The sequence below is a fragment of the Thermonema rossianum DSM 10300 genome (assembly GCF_000426825.1).
Lineage (GTDB): Bacteria > Bacteroidota > Bacteroidia > Cytophagales > Thermonemataceae > Thermonema > Thermonema rossianum.
The window spans coordinates 332,027-344,953 of record NZ_AUGC01000001.1 but is presented as its reverse complement, the minus strand read 5'-3'; the positions used below and the strand labels follow the sequence as shown (position 1 = coordinate 344,953).

Annotated in this window: 13 protein-coding genes; 5 read left to right on the top strand and 8 right to left on the bottom strand. The window is 47.9% G+C overall.

From position 1 onward, the window contains the following. Window positions 1-45: 45 nt before the first annotated feature. Entirely contained in the window at window positions 46-339 is a 294-nt protein-coding gene (locus K384_RS01655; RefSeq protein WP_038028711.1) for a hypothetical protein, read from the bottom strand. 214 nt (window positions 340-553) lie between these two features. Further along, the gene (locus K384_RS01650; protein ID WP_051633011.1) at window positions 554-1,807 is read right to left on the bottom strand and encodes a cystathionine gamma-synthase family protein; all 1,254 of its coding nucleotides are present in this window, start codon (window positions 1,805-1,807) and stop codon (window positions 554-556) included. A gap of 143 nt (window positions 1,808-1,950) precedes the next feature. On the opposite strand from K384_RS01650, the gene K384_RS01645 reads away from it, so the two are divergent. Together K384_RS01645 and K384_RS01640 are read left to right on the top strand one after the other, a co-directional pair. Then, entirely contained in the window at window positions 1,951-2,562 is a 612-nt protein-coding gene (locus K384_RS01645) for a DUF3109 family protein (protein WP_051633010.1), read from the top strand. Further along, the gene (locus K384_RS01640) at window positions 2,559-3,473 is read left to right on the top strand and encodes a hypothetical protein (protein WP_038028709.1); all 915 of its coding nucleotides are present in this window, start codon (window positions 2,559-2,561) and stop codon (window positions 3,471-3,473) included. Before K384_RS01645 ends, K384_RS01640 begins: the two co-directional genes overlap by 4 nt. A 27-nt stretch (window positions 3,474-3,500) precedes the next feature. Here the strand turns inward: K384_RS01640 and K384_RS01635 are convergent, their stop codons facing one another. The 5 genes from K384_RS01635 to K384_RS01615 all read right to left on the bottom strand — a co-directional run bounded on the left by K384_RS01635 (window position 3,501) and on the right by K384_RS01615 (window position 6,498). Further along, window positions 3,501-3,848: a hypothetical protein gene (locus K384_RS01635; RefSeq protein WP_038028708.1), complete on the bottom strand. Its 348-nt coding sequence runs from the start codon at window positions 3,846-3,848 to the stop codon at window positions 3,501-3,503. A gap of 153 nt (window positions 3,849-4,001) precedes the next feature. Further along, entirely contained in the window at window positions 4,002-4,421 is a 420-nt protein-coding gene (locus tag K384_RS01630; RefSeq protein WP_038028706.1) for a BrxA/BrxB family bacilliredoxin, read from the bottom strand. Window positions 4,422-4,453: 32 nt separating this feature from the next. After that, the gene (locus tag K384_RS01625) at window positions 4,454-4,795 is read right to left on the bottom strand and encodes an SUF system Fe-S cluster assembly protein (RefSeq protein ID WP_038028705.1); all 342 of its coding nucleotides are present in this window, start codon (window positions 4,793-4,795) and stop codon (window positions 4,454-4,456) included. A gap of 13 nt (window positions 4,796-4,808) precedes the next feature. Then, entirely contained in the window at window positions 4,809-5,228 is a 420-nt protein-coding gene (locus K384_RS01620; RefSeq protein WP_038028703.1) for a SufE family protein, read from the bottom strand. Between the two features lie 31 nt (window positions 5,229-5,259). Then, window positions 5,260-6,498 carry an aminotransferase class V-fold PLP-dependent enzyme gene (locus tag K384_RS01615; protein WP_038028701.1) on the bottom strand — a complete coding sequence of 413 codons (1,239 nt, stop codon included), beginning with the start codon at window positions 6,496-6,498 and terminating at the stop codon, window positions 5,260-5,262. 202 nt (window positions 6,499-6,700) lie between these two features. Between K384_RS01615 and K384_RS01610 the strand changes: the two genes are divergently transcribed. The 3 genes from K384_RS01610 (at window position 6,701) to clpX (ending at window position 10,454) form a co-directional block, all read left to right on the top strand. Continuing rightward, window positions 6,701-8,302, top strand: a complete 1,602-nt coding sequence (locus K384_RS01610) for a DUF4139 domain-containing protein (RefSeq protein WP_038028698.1) — start codon at window positions 6,701-6,703, stop codon at window positions 8,300-8,302. Window positions 8,303-8,406: 104 nt separating this feature from the next. Further along, a complete protein-coding gene (locus tag K384_RS01605; RefSeq protein WP_038028696.1) occupies window positions 8,407-9,090 on the top strand; it encodes a ClpP family protease in 684 nt (227 codons plus the stop codon). Between the two features lie 134 nt (window positions 9,091-9,224). Next, a complete protein-coding gene (gene clpX / locus K384_RS01600; RefSeq protein WP_038028694.1) occupies window positions 9,225-10,454 on the top strand; it encodes an ATP-dependent Clp protease ATP-binding subunit ClpX in 1,230 nt (409 codons plus the stop codon). Window positions 10,455-10,538: 84 nt separating this feature from the next. Here the strand turns inward: clpX and K384_RS01595 are convergent, their stop codons facing one another. Beyond that, window positions 10,539-12,725 (bottom strand): S9 family peptidase, encoded by a 2,187-nt coding sequence (locus K384_RS01595; protein WP_038029004.1) that lies wholly within the window; start codon window positions 12,723-12,725, stop codon window positions 10,539-10,541. Between the last annotated feature and the right edge of the window lie 202 nt (window positions 12,726-12,927).

Genomic DNA, 12,927 nt, shown 5'->3' with positions numbered 1-12,927 from the left:
AGACAGCTTACAAACTCTTGTAAGCTGTCTTCTATTTTTCAATTACTACCCACAGAAGAATGCATCCACAACTAATGCAAACCGTATTACCTGTCCGGTATCTTCAAAAGCATCTGCGGACACCCATACGGTTACACCACAGGATGTTGTTATTGTTATTACATCATCTTCTGGTGGTATTGAGCTAAGTATTTGTAAATCAATATCTTGATAAACTTCTTTTTGCTCTTTAACTGATGAATCTATTAAAGACTGCGGCTCATCAATATTGCTTGCATAAATGTTGGTTGCAAACAGCAGCATCAACAAAAATGCGAAAGTCTTTTTTATATTTTCCATATTTTGCTCATTTTTAATTGTTAAGCATTTGATACTTTCGTAGCGCTACGGCAATCCCCTAAAGTTCCCGGGTGCACTTAAGGGACTGCAAAAGCAATAATAATAATAATAATAATATCCAAAACTTACAATGTATTTTTTTAGATTACAAAACAAAAACGGGGCAATCAAGCTTGCCCCGTCATTTTCTCACTTCAAACAAAAACTAAAAAACTCATGCCTGCTCGAGTGCTTGCTTCAGGTCCCAGATGAGGTCATCGGGGTGCTCCACACCTACCGACAGACGCACCATCTTATCGGTAATACCCATTTCGGCTTTTCGCTGTGGCGGCACACCGGCGTGTGTCATGCTGGCAGGGTGCTGCGCCAAAGACTCGGTGCTGCCCAAACTCACCGCCAGCTTCACCAATTTCAGGCTATTGAGCATGCGGAAAGCAGCCGGCTCACCGCCTTTCACATCGAAAGAGAGCATGGCACCGGCATTTTTGCACTGCTTGCGGAAAATGGCGTATTGTTCGGGCGTGTTTTCATCCAAGAAGCCTAAATAATGCACCTTTTCCACCTTGGGATGCCCGCGCAAAAACTCGGCAACCAGGCGGGCGTTTTTGGCTTGGCGTTCCATACGCAACTGCAGCGTTTCCAGGCTGCGCAGCAGCAGCCAGCCCGTCCATGGACCTGCCATGTTGCCTAAAAACGTACGCAATACTTTTACGCGCTGCATGTAATCGGCTTTTCCGGACACAGCCCCCGCAATCACATCGCTGTGCCCGCCAATATATTTGGTTGCCGAATAAGCCACCAGGTCGGCGCCATGCTTGAGCGGGTGCTGCCAAAGAGGACCCAAATAAGTGTTATCGACAACCACCACTGCCTTGTGCGCGTCGCTGCTGAAATGCTCTGCCAGGCGCTTGCCCCACTCAATATCATAAAGCGTATTGGTAGGGTTGGCGGGCGTTTCTATATAAACCACGCCCAAGCGCTTGCCTTGCAATTTGGCTTCAAGCCGCTGCTGCAAGGCTTCGTAGCTGTCGCAGCTGTTCCACTCCACCGATTCTATGCCATATTTGGGCAATATCTCGGAAATGAAGTGGTCTGTACCACCATACAGCGGATTGGTATGCAGGACCACGTCACCAGGCTGCAAAAACTCGAGCAGCACCGTCGTAATAGCCGACATGCCGCTTTCAAATACGGCGCAATCATCAGCTTCATCCCACAGTCCCAAACGGTCTTCAAGAATTTCCAAATCGGGGTTGTTGATACGGCTATAAATCAAGCCTACCTGTTCGCCTTCTTTCGGCTGACGTAGGCCATACGCCAGTTCAAAATGTGCTTTGCCCTCTTCGGCTGTTTTAAACACAAAAGTAGAAGTCTGGAAGATAGGACATTTGACTGCCCCCTCCGACCACTCGGGGCGATAGCCGTAAGACATCATTAAGCTTTCGGGATGAAGGTCCGGCTTGTTCATAATTTTTTGAATTTTTTATTGAAAAAATAGCATTTATACACGCTCAAATGTAAGAAATTTTGCAAGATATTAGTTTGATATTGGCGGTTTTCGTCGTACTTTTGAGTAACACCTTTTAGACTTCCATTGGCTTTTTGTGGATTATGATTATTGTAGGGAATGTATATCTGTCAGACGATATTGCAGAGCAATATTTTGTATGTGAACTTTCTGCCTGCAAAGGGGCTTGCTGTGTGGAAGGCGACGCCGGTGCCCCTTTGGAAGAGGCTGAGTGTGAAACCATAGCCCAATTGTTGCCTACGGTGCGCCCTTACCTTTCGCAAGAGGCGCTTGAAGTAATAGAAGCGCAGGGCACCCATACCATTGACCAAGAAGGCGACCTGTCAACTCCTATCCTGCCCACGGGCGAATGTGTGTATGCCTTCCGTGATGAAAAAGGGCAGTTGAAGTGCGCTTTCGAACAAGCTTATTATGAAGGAAAGAGCGACTTCAAAAAGCCGGTTTCCTGCCATCTTTATCCTATCCGGATTACTCGTTACGATGAATTTGATGCGGTCAATTACCATCGTTGGGAAATATGCAAACCGGCGTGTGCACATGGCAGTGCCCTGCGTGTGCCGCTCTACCGCTTTTTGAAAGAACCTTTGATAAGGAAGTATGGCAAACGATGGTATGACGAGCTGTGCCGAATCATCGAGCTTCAATTTGGCGCTTCACATACCGAAGACTCCGGTCAAAAAACATCACAATCATGAAACTTACCTACCTGTATGCCATGGCTGTTTTGTTGCTGTTGACTGCCTGTGAAGGCACTACACAGCAAGAGGGGCAAGAGCTGTCTGCCAACAGACAAGATGTGTCTTCTTCAGAAGAAGAGCAAACAGCAGCCGGCGATGACAACGACCATTTTCAACCATTGATTAGTGAATTTATTCCCGAAGTCAGTTTGTTGATAGAGCAGCTTATCGAGTACCCTACCCAACTGCAGGATGCCGACGAGCTGCTTCAAAAAGTATCTGTTCCGGAAAACGCGCGTCTGTCGCGTGCTGCTGCCCTTGCCTGCCGTTTGCATTTTGCCTTGGCACAACAAAACAAGTCGCAAGCGCTGGTGTACCAAAAAGCATTGCAAAGCCATGTGGAAAGCATGCAGCTTGACTTTCTGCGCCCTATTGCCGGTGCTTCCATAGAAAGCACCTCCATTGACTCACTGCTCATATTGAGCCGCCGCTCACTGAGCCTCGAAACAGCGCAGCAATTTTTGCTCAATCATTATCGTTCGGCCTACCCGGCAAGCCGCTATGTGCTGTCCATGTGGCTGGAGCAGCTGTACCTTAGCTGTTTGGTTTTCGAAGCCCATCCAAAGCCCTCTACCAAAAAGCTTTTGGCAGAACAAAAAATTTATCTCGGCAACCTGATGATGTATTTGTCTTTCTTTGACCGGGACAAGCAGCTGCAACAACTTCAAAAAGAATTTGAAAAGCTCATGCAAGGTTTTGAGCCCATCACCATCACCTACGACTACCAACACCCTACTACTGAAATACAGGGCAATGTGTTGGTTGTAAAACAAAATGACATTATGAGTTTCCGTATGCCCGAAGAGAGTATCTTGCAGATTAAAGAAGAAACGGAACGTTTACGCAACTATCTTTTGCAAAAGCCTTGATTTCAAAAAAACGGGCATAAGGCTTTTTCAATTGCCGTGGTCTTCTTCATCGTCCCATATGGAACGGGACGCATAACGCAGGCGCCACTGTGCCTTTTTTTTCTCCCGTTCGATAATGATTTCTGCCAAAGCCATCAAGTCGCCTTTGTTTAAGCAGGCCCGCACCTTGTTCTCATCTACATCCAGGCGGTACATAATTTGAAAGAAACGCTCGGGAGCACGCTTCAGGTAGTAATCCACCACTTCGAACACCGCCTGACGCAAGGCGTCCCAGTCGTGCGAGCGAATGGCCGGCACATCGAAATCACGATGAAACAGACGCTCGGTTGTTTCCATCAAAGCTTGGGGTTCCCGGGATTGTAGTTCGCTGCTCATCGCCGCTTTAAGTTTAGATATTCTTTATGAAACAAAAAATAAAAATCTACAGTTCAAGCAAGCTTGTTTTTTAACTTCCTGCATATTCCCTTTTTCAACAAACAAAAAAAGGCACCGGGCGGTGCCTTTTCTGCTGAGATATGACAAAAGGAATCAGCAAAATTCCTCAAATACTGCTACCAGATGGTCGGCCAACATTTGTGCCGTGCGGCCTTCAATATGATGGCGCTCAATGAAATGCACCAGCTCGCCGTCTTTAAACAAAGCAATAGAAGGTGAAGAGGGTGGGTAAGGCAACATATACTCACGTGCTTTGGCTGTTGCCTCTTTATCCACGCCGGCAAAGACAGTTGCCAGCTTGTCGGGGCGTTTTTGGCTCATCGAAAGCGCCAGCTTGATGGCCGGACGCGCAGCCCCGGCAGCACAGCCACACACAGAGTTGACCACCATCAGAATGGTGCCTTGGTTGTTGTTTTCCAACAAATCAACTACCTCTTCGGGCGTTTTACATTCTTGGAATCCTACTTCGGTGAGGTCGGCACGCATGGGTGCCACTAATTCTTCCGGATACATATTGTTCTCTTTTTTTAAAACCTAAACAAAAATTAAAGCAGTCCCAATTCAAGGCGCGCAGCTTCCGACATCATATCCATAGAATAAGGCGGGTCGAAGGTAAGCTCCACTTCCACCTCGTTCACGCCTTCTACGGCAGCTACTTTTTGTTTCACCTCGTCGGGGATAAACTCCGCCGAAGGACAGTTGGGCGAGGTAAGCGTCATCAAGATATACACATTATTGACCGGGTAAATTTTGATATCGTAAATCAGGCCCAATTCATAAATATCTACCGGTATTTCGGGGTCATACACTGTCTTGATGGCTTCAATAACCCGCTCTTTCAAGTCAGGGATGTTCTCCAAATGTTTGCTTTTATTTTCTTCGCTCATAACAATGGCTTTTTTATGATTGACTGCTGACAGCTTCGGCGTAGGCTTTCATATGTTTAATCATGGACACCAAGCCGTTGGCACGTGTCATAGACAGGTGTTGTTTCAAGCCTATGTCTTCAATCACATGCAAATGGGCTTGTGCTATTTCTTCAGGCTTGTGCCCTGAAAGCACTTTAATCAGCAAGCTGACAATGCCTTTGACAATAAGCGCGTCACTGTCTGCCAGGAAGTAGAGTTTTCCATCTTTCATGTAGGCATGCAGCCATACTTTCGACTGGCAGCCCTTCACGAGCCTATCGTCGGTTTTCAGTTCTTCGGGCATGGGCGGCAACTGCTTGCCCAGCTCTATCAAATAGGCGTATTTGTCTTCCCAGTTATCGAACAGGGCAAAGTCTTCGGCTATTTCTTGTTGTATTTCTTCAATGGTCATTGTCAAACAGGTATAAAATAAGTGTGATTCACTAACGAAGCATGTTGACAGCCTTTTGCAAGGCTTCGGCAAAGCGTTCTACTTCTTCCGGTGTATTGTAAACAGCAAAAGAAGCGCGGCTTGTTCCTTCCAAACCCAAATAACGCATCAATGGTTGCGTGCAGTGGTGCCCCGTGCGAATGGCTATGCCCATGTTGTCGAGCAATACGCCAACATCGTGATGGTGCACCCCTTCTATCACAAACGAAAGGATGCCGGCTTTTTCTTTTGCCTGCCCTATCACCTGCAAGCCATCGATGCGGCTGACCAGGTCGGTAGCGTACGTAAGCAGCGCCTGTTCATGGCGCAACATAGCCTCTTTGCCTATCTGTTCCACAAACTCAAGAGCGTAACGCAGCGCAATGGCATCGGCAATGTTGGGCGTGCCGGCTTCATACTTAAAAGGCAAGTCGTTGTAGGTGGTTTTTTCGAAGGTAACCTCTTTAATCATTTCACCCCCACCATGGTAGGGCGGCAGCTTTTCCAACACCGAACGCCTGCCATACAATACACCGATGCCTGTGGGCGCATACACCTTGTGTCCGGAAAAGGCATAAAAGTCACAATCCAAGCCTTGCACGTCCACCGGCAAATGCACGGCCCCCTGCGCCCCATCGATGAAAGTAAGAGCCCCTACGGCTTTTGCTTTGCGAACCAGTTCCTTCACGGGATTGATGGTGCCTAAGGCATTGGATATATGCACAACCGACAGCACCTTTGTACGGGGCGTTATCAGTGCCTCTGCCTGTGCCATATCCAGCTCGCCCAAGTCATTCAGGGGAATGACCTTCAAGACTGCCCCCGTACGCTCACAAGCCATCTGCCAGGGCACTATGTTCGAATGGTGCTCCATGGTAGAAATCACCACTTCATCGCCTGCCTGAAGCCAGGCCCGCGACAAGCAGTCTGCCACCAGATTCACGGCTTCGGTAACCCCACGTACAAACAGGACCTCCTCTATAGAAGAAGCATTCAAAAAGCGGCGGGCTGCTTCGCGGCTTTGCTCATAGGCTTCCGTTGCTTTGGCTGCCAGATGGTGTGCCCCGCGGTGTATGTTTGAATTGTATTGTTCGTAGTATTGTTTGAGCGCCTCGATGACCACACGTGGCTTTTGAGAGGTAGCCGCATTGTCGAAATAAATCAAAGGTTTTCCGTTGATCTGCTGATGCAATACGGGAAATTCTTCGCGAAGGGCGCGCACATCAATCGATGAACTTGTAAGTGAAGACATAGCTGTTGGTGTTTCTTCTGTTTATGCAAAGTTACAAGTTTAGAACTATTCTAAAAAAAGAAAGTTTGCGAATACGTCTTTTTTAGTAGCTTAAGGAACAAAAACACCAACAACAAGCTGCTGACTACCCCTTGTGGAAAGATATTTGCACTCTTAAAACCTTAAAAAAGACTCTTCTAAAACCTAAAATGTAGCCAATTCTATGCGTACTTTATTTGTTTTACTATTGTGGGCGGGCATGCTGCCTGCTTATGCCCAGGACACTATATCCGTTAGCCACACACTCAAGAAAGCAACTGTTTACTTGAAAAATGCCGAGCTAATACATGAAGGGAAGGTGCGCCTGACTGCCGGCACACATGTACTCGTATTCGAACAATTGCCTTTGGAAGTCTTTGAAAACAGCGTACAGCTTCAAATGCAAGGCAATGCCACCCTGCTCAGTGTGAAATATGAGGTAAACTTCTTGCAAAACAATGTCCAGAAAGCCGAAATAGAAGCCTTGCGCCAACAGATGCTTGCAGCCGAAACCAAGGTGGCGCGCCTGCAGGCAAGTAAAGAAAGTATAGAAGAAGAGCAGAACTTACTGTTATCGAACAAACAAATTGGGGGCGCCAATACCGGACTCACTGCCGAGCAACTACGCCAAATGGCAGACTTTTACGGACAGCGGCTGCTCTCTTTGAAGAACCGCCTTTTTGATACCGAGCGCGCGCTAAAAGAAGCTCAAGAAGAGCACCGGCGGTTGAAAGCCCAACTACACGCACGGGCACGACAAAAGCCTACCGGCGAGGTGAAAGCCATCGTACGTTGCACGGCACCGGCTACCCTGCAACTCTCACTGCGCTATTTGGTACGGGGGGCTGCATGGTATCCGGTGTACGACTTGCGCGTGGCCGATGCCAACGCCCCTGTGGAGCTGAGCTACAAAGCCATGGTGATGCAAAACACAGGCACCGACTGGGACAACATAAGCCTCACGCTTTCCACCGGCAACCCTTCGATAAGCGGAACCAAGCCTGAGCTTAGTCCCTGGTTTGTTGATTTCATCAATACCTACGCTTACCAAAAGCGTCATGACAAAAAGAGCAGACGAAACTACGAAGAAGTGGACGCCGTAGCCGAAGAAGTTGCCCCGCCCCCCATGGCAGAATTCGAGCCCACCACGGTTGCCGACTTCACAAAGGTGAACGAAAGCGGCTTGCAGGTCCTGTTCGAAATAGGCATACCGGTCAGTATCCCCGGCGACGGCAAAGAGCAGCTTGTGGACATACAAAAACACGAAGTGGACGCCGTTTATACTTATGCGGCCGTACCCAAAGCCGCCCCGGAAGCCTTCCTGATGGCAAAAATTTATGATTGGGCAGCGCTCAACTTATTATCCGGCGAAGCCAACGTATATTTTGCCGGCAATTACGTAGGCACCACCTCGCTTGACCCGGGAGTCACCGGCGATACCCTCACTTTTTCTTTGGGGCGTGACGCACGCATTGTATGCAAGCGGAAAGAAATCAAGGACTTTACCAGCAAACGTTTTTTGAAAAACGACATAGAAGAAGAGCGCGCCTACGAAATCAGTGTGCGAAACAACCGGAAGGAAAGCATCACCTTGACAATAGAAGACCAAATACCTGTTTCAAAACAAAATCGCATTCAGGTAGAAGCCACCGAACTAAGCGGCGGGCAGCTCGATGCATCCAACGGCATTGTTCGCTGGCAGCTAACCCTTGCCCCCGGACAAGAAATCAAAAAGGTAGTACGCTTCAAAGTGAAATATCCCAAGGGCACACAAATCAGATGGTAATAGCCCAACATTTTGAAGAAAAGGAACGCTACTGCCGGCAAATTTGGTTATATTGGTTGCCAAGTAATCAATAAAGCAATCAACAATTAAAAAACAACATACCTATGTCAAGTAACGAAAAGTTCAGTAAAGAATTCCGTGACTTTGCCGTAAAACACCAAGGCATTAGCAGCCTTGCTTTTGACAAATATGTAGAGACCGTCACCAACCTGACCCCCAATATCATCGAAGAGCGTCGTATGAACGCCGTAGCCATGGACGTTTTCTCCCGTTTGATGATGGACCGCATCATTTTCCTGGGCGTGCCCATCGATGATTATGTGTCGAATGTGGTCATAGCTCAGCTGCTTTTCCTGGAGTCGGTCGATTCCAAAAAAGACATTCTGCTTTACATCAACAGTCCCGGCGGTTCGGTATATGCCGGCTTGGGCATCTATGACACCATGCAGCTCGTGAAGCCCGACGTAGCTACTATCTGTACAGGCTTAGCCGCCTCGATGGGCGCCGTGCTTTTAGCCGGTGGCACCCAAGGCAAACGCGCTGCCTTGCAGCATGCCCGCATCATGATTCACCAACCGATGGGCGGTGCCGGCGGACAAGCATCCGATATTGAAATTACTGCCCGTCATATCCTCGAACTCAAAGAAGAGCTGCACCGTATCCTGGCAGAACACACCGGCAAAAGCATCGAGCAGATAGAGCAGGACTCTGACCGCGACTTCTGGATGAAAGCCGAGCAGGCCGTAGAATACGGCATTATCGATGAAGTATTGGGAAAGCGAAGCTAACTAAGTAGTTAATAAACAAGGCTTTTCCTTCTGTTTTACACTTAATTTTGTAACTTTGCAACGCATCAAGTAGCCACCGGAACAAAGTGGCTACTTGTGTTATTGTTATTACCTAAAAAAACCGGCAAAGAAATATGTCTAACCATCACAATTTGAGCTGCTCGTTCTGCGGAAGAAGTAAGAAAGACGGGGCGGTATTAATCAGTGGCATCAAAGCGCATATCTGCGAGCAGTGCGCCACGCAAGCCTATCAGATTGTACAAGAAGAACTCAAGCACCTTCAAAATAAAAAGCGTCCTAAAATCAATCTGATTAAGCCCATTGAGATAAAGAAACACCTGGACCAGTATGTCATCGGGCAAGACGAAGCCAAGAAAGTGCTTTCAGTGGCCGTATATAACCACTACAAGCGCATCATGCAGCCCCCACGGCAAGACGATGTAGTTATTGAAAAATCAAATATCATCCTTGTAGGGCAAACCGGCACCGGCAAAACCTACTTGGCGCGCACACTCGCACGCCTGTTGGATGTGCCTTTTTGCATTGCCGATGCCACCGTATTGACCGAAGCCGGCTATGTGGGCGAAGATGTGGAAAGCATTTTGACACGCCTGCTCCAAGCTGCCGATTACGATGTGGAAGCTGCCGAGCGTGGCATTGTGTATATCGACGAAATCGACAAAATCGCCCGCAAAGGCGATAACCCCTCCATCACACGAGATGTGAGCGGTGAAGGTGTGCAGCAGGCACTGCTGAAACTGCTGGAAGGCTCTATTGTGAATGTGCCCCCACAAGGCGGGCGCAAACACCCCGAGCAAAAAATGATACCCGTCAACACGGAAAATATTTTGTTTATCTGCGGGGGCGCCTTCGACGGCATCGAGAAAATCATAGCCAGTCGCCTGAATACCAACCCCATTGGTTTCCACCCACAAAAGCAAGACTTGGTGGACGACCGCCAGTCCTTGCTGCGCTATGTGTCGGCACAAGACCTCAAGACCTTCGGTCTGATACCCGAACTTATTGGGCGTTTGCCGGTCATTGCCCATCTGGACCCGCTCGACAAAGCCGCTTTGGTGCGCATTTTAAAAGAGCCCAAAAATGCCCTCATCAAGCAGTATCAAAAGCTGTTTGAAATGGAAGGCATACAACTCACCTTTACCGACGAAGCCATTGATTACATGGCAGAGCAAGCCATCAATCTCAATTTGGGCGCCCGGGGCTTACGCTCTATCTGCGAAGCCATCGTTACCGACGCCATGTTTGAGCTTCCTTCTTCACCGGTCAAAGAGTTGGTCGTTGATTTGGCATACGCCAAAGAGAAGTTCGAAAAGTCGAAGCTTGCCAACTTGAAAGTAGCTTAAAATATTTTCCTTCTGAAAAGGAAAAAGCCGTGACGGTAAACTCCTGTCACGGCCTGTTTTTTTTGCGGGCAAGGATGCCCAAAATTAAAGCTTTCTTTTGATGAAATCCGTCATCAAGTTGTAAAGATGCAGGCGCGTATTGCCGCCGTAGATACCATGGTTGCGGTTCGGATAGAAAAAGACTTCGAACTGCTTGTTTGCTTTAATGAGGGCATCCACCATCATCACGGCATTTTGGAAATGCACGTTGTCGTCGCCGGTGCCATGAATCAATAAATAGTTACCCTTCAGGCGCGCTGCATGCGTGAGCGGTGAATACTCATCATAACCTCCGGGATTGTCTTGCGGACGCTGCAAATAACGCTCTGTGTAAATGGTATCATAATAGCGCCAAGAAGTAACCGGTGCCACGGCAATGGCTGCTTTGAACACATCGTTGCCCAGAAGAATACAAAGCGAAGACATGTAGCCGCCATAGCTCCACCCCCAAATGCCGATGCGGTTGGCATCTACATAAGGTAGTGTTGTCAAATATTTTGCCGCATCGATTTGGTCGGCTACTTCCAGCTTGCCCAGTTGTTTGTAGGTGGCATGTTTAAAATCGCGCCCACGCCCACCGGTGCCCCGGTTATCTACACACACGACCATGTAGCCTTCGGCTGCCAAGTGTTGGTACCAAAAGAAGTTGAAGCTGTCCCATTGGTTCATAACCTGCTGCGAGCCCGGTCCACCATACACAAACATCAATACAGGATATTTTTTTGTTTCGTCGAAATTCAAGGGCTTGATGCGCCAAGCATTGAGCTCTATTCCTTCACTGTTTTTGATGGTAAAGAACTCCTTGGGACTGATGGCATAGCGGCTCACTGTTTTGGCAAGCTGTGCGTTGTCTTCCAATACGGCAATTTCTTTACCGTTGCCGGTGTGCAGGCTATAACGGGGCGGTGTTTGGGCACTGCTGTAATTGTCGATATAGTAGCTGCAATCGGGGCTCATGTCGATGCGGTGCACGCCGGCGGCTTGCGTGAGCTGTGTCAGCTTCCCTTTTCGCCAGTCCACTACAAACAGATGGCGCTCAATAGAAGACACCTTGGTGGCGGTGAAGTACACTTTGCTGCTTTTTTCGTGAATGCCCACCACTTCATCCACTTCCCAGTTGCCCGAAGTAATTTGCTTTTTGAGCTTTCCGCTCATGTCATACAAGTAGAGATGTTTGTAGCCGGAACGCTCACTGCTATATAAAAACTCTTTTCCGTTGTCTAAATAAGTCAAATCGTCGTTGAAGTCAATATCTACATAAGTATCGGCGGTTTCGGTAAGCACCACTTGTTGTTTTCCGGTCGCCACATTGGCATGAATCAACTCAAGGCGGTTTTGCAGGCGGTTCAGCTTGCGAATCGACAGCAGGTCGGGATGCTTGGTCCACTTTACACGGGGCACGTAGATGTCTGTCTCGGCGCCCAAGTCGATAGTCTTGGTCTCTTTGGTGTCGAGATGATAGACGCGAATGCTGACTACTGAATTCTTTTCGCCTGCTTTGGGATATTTGAAGCGGTAGTCTTTGGGATACAAGTCGCCCCACATTTGCATATTGTACTCGGGCACTTCGCTTTCGTCGAAGCGGTAAAACGCAATTTTCTTGCTATCGGGTGCCCAGTAAAAGGCTTTAGCAAAAGAAAACTCTTCTTCATATACCCAGTCGGCTGCCCCGTTGATGATATGATTGAAACGGCCGTCGGTGGTAATGGCTTGCTCTTGCATGCTGGCCAGGTCCACTACAAACAGGTTGTTGTCGCGCACAAAAGCCACTTTCTTGCCATCGGGCGAGATGGTAGCATACGATTGTTTTCCGTTTTTCGAAAGGCGCTTCAAAGAGCCGTCTTTCAGGTCATAAATAAAATATTCAGCCTTGTAGGAACGCCGGTAAATAGGCTCTATGTCCGTTTTAATCAATATTTTATCTTCGGTGGCGTTCAGCTCGTAGTCTTCTATTTCTATGGCACGGCTTTCGCCTTCGGGCACCAAAGGTTGGTCACCGGCAAGTGTTTTCACTACCTGCCCCGTGGTGATGTCATACTGCAAAATTTTGCCATCCACCAAGGCGGTGTAATACTTGCCGTCTTTCATCCAGTTGATACTCCCAATTGATTTGGGATAAAAACGATAATAGCGCCATACATCTTCGACGCTTACCTTCTGACGCTCCTGCGCATATATAAACGAAGCGCCCAAACACAAAAGGGCAGTCAGGAAAACAGTTAATCTATTCATTTTCAGAACTTTATTTGTTTGCACATTGTTTTTGGTTTGAACAATATAAAAAGAAAAAGCCCGAAAAGCCAAGACGACTTAACGGGCACTTGTGGCATAGAAGTTGATATACAATAAGATAGCCGTAGTTTCTGTTTGTTTATGTTGTTTAATTGTTACCGAAAAAACCTACCCCTTTGGGGTAGGCTTTTTTCTTTTCTGT

Excerpts from the sequence above, each read along its gene's own strand:
- K384_RS01655 (WP_038028711.1), bottom strand. The coding sequence starts at position 339 with ATGGAAAATATAAAAAAGACTTTCGCATTTTTGTTGATGCTGCTGTTT.
- K384_RS01650 (WP_051633011.1), bottom strand. The coding sequence starts at position 1,807 with ATGAACAAGCCGGACCTTCATCCCGAAAGCTTAATGATGTCTTACGGC.
- K384_RS01645 (WP_051633010.1), top strand. The coding sequence starts at position 1,951 with ATGATTATTGTAGGGAATGTATATCTGTCAGACGATATTGCAGAGCAA.
- K384_RS01640 (WP_038028709.1), top strand. The coding sequence starts at position 2,559 with ATGAAACTTACCTACCTGTATGCCATGGCTGTTTTGTTGCTGTTGACT.
- K384_RS01635 (WP_038028708.1), bottom strand. The coding sequence starts at position 3,848 with ATGAGCAGCGAACTACAATCCCGGGAACCCCAAGCTTTGATGGAAACA.
- K384_RS01630 (WP_038028706.1), bottom strand. The coding sequence starts at position 4,421 with ATGTATCCGGAAGAATTAGTGGCACCCATGCGTGCCGACCTCACCGAA.
- K384_RS01625 (WP_038028705.1), bottom strand. The coding sequence starts at position 4,795 with ATGAGCGAAGAAAATAAAAGCAAACATTTGGAGAACATCCCTGACTTG.
- K384_RS01620 (WP_038028703.1), bottom strand. The coding sequence starts at position 5,228 with ATGACCATTGAAGAAATACAACAAGAAATAGCCGAAGACTTTGCCCTG.
- K384_RS01615 (WP_038028701.1), bottom strand. The coding sequence starts at position 6,498 with ATGTCTTCACTTACAAGTTCATCGATTGATGTGCGCGCCCTTCGCGAA.
- K384_RS01610 (WP_038028698.1), top strand. The coding sequence starts at position 6,701 with ATGCGTACTTTATTTGTTTTACTATTGTGGGCGGGCATGCTGCCTGCT.
- K384_RS01605 (WP_038028696.1), top strand. The coding sequence starts at position 8,407 with ATGTCAAGTAACGAAAAGTTCAGTAAAGAATTCCGTGACTTTGCCGTA.
- clpX (WP_038028694.1), top strand. The coding sequence starts at position 9,225 with ATGTCTAACCATCACAATTTGAGCTGCTCGTTCTGCGGAAGAAGTAAG.
- K384_RS01595 (WP_038029004.1), bottom strand. The coding sequence starts at position 12,725 with ATGAATAGATTAACTGTTTTCCTGACTGCCCTTTTGTGTTTGGGCGCT.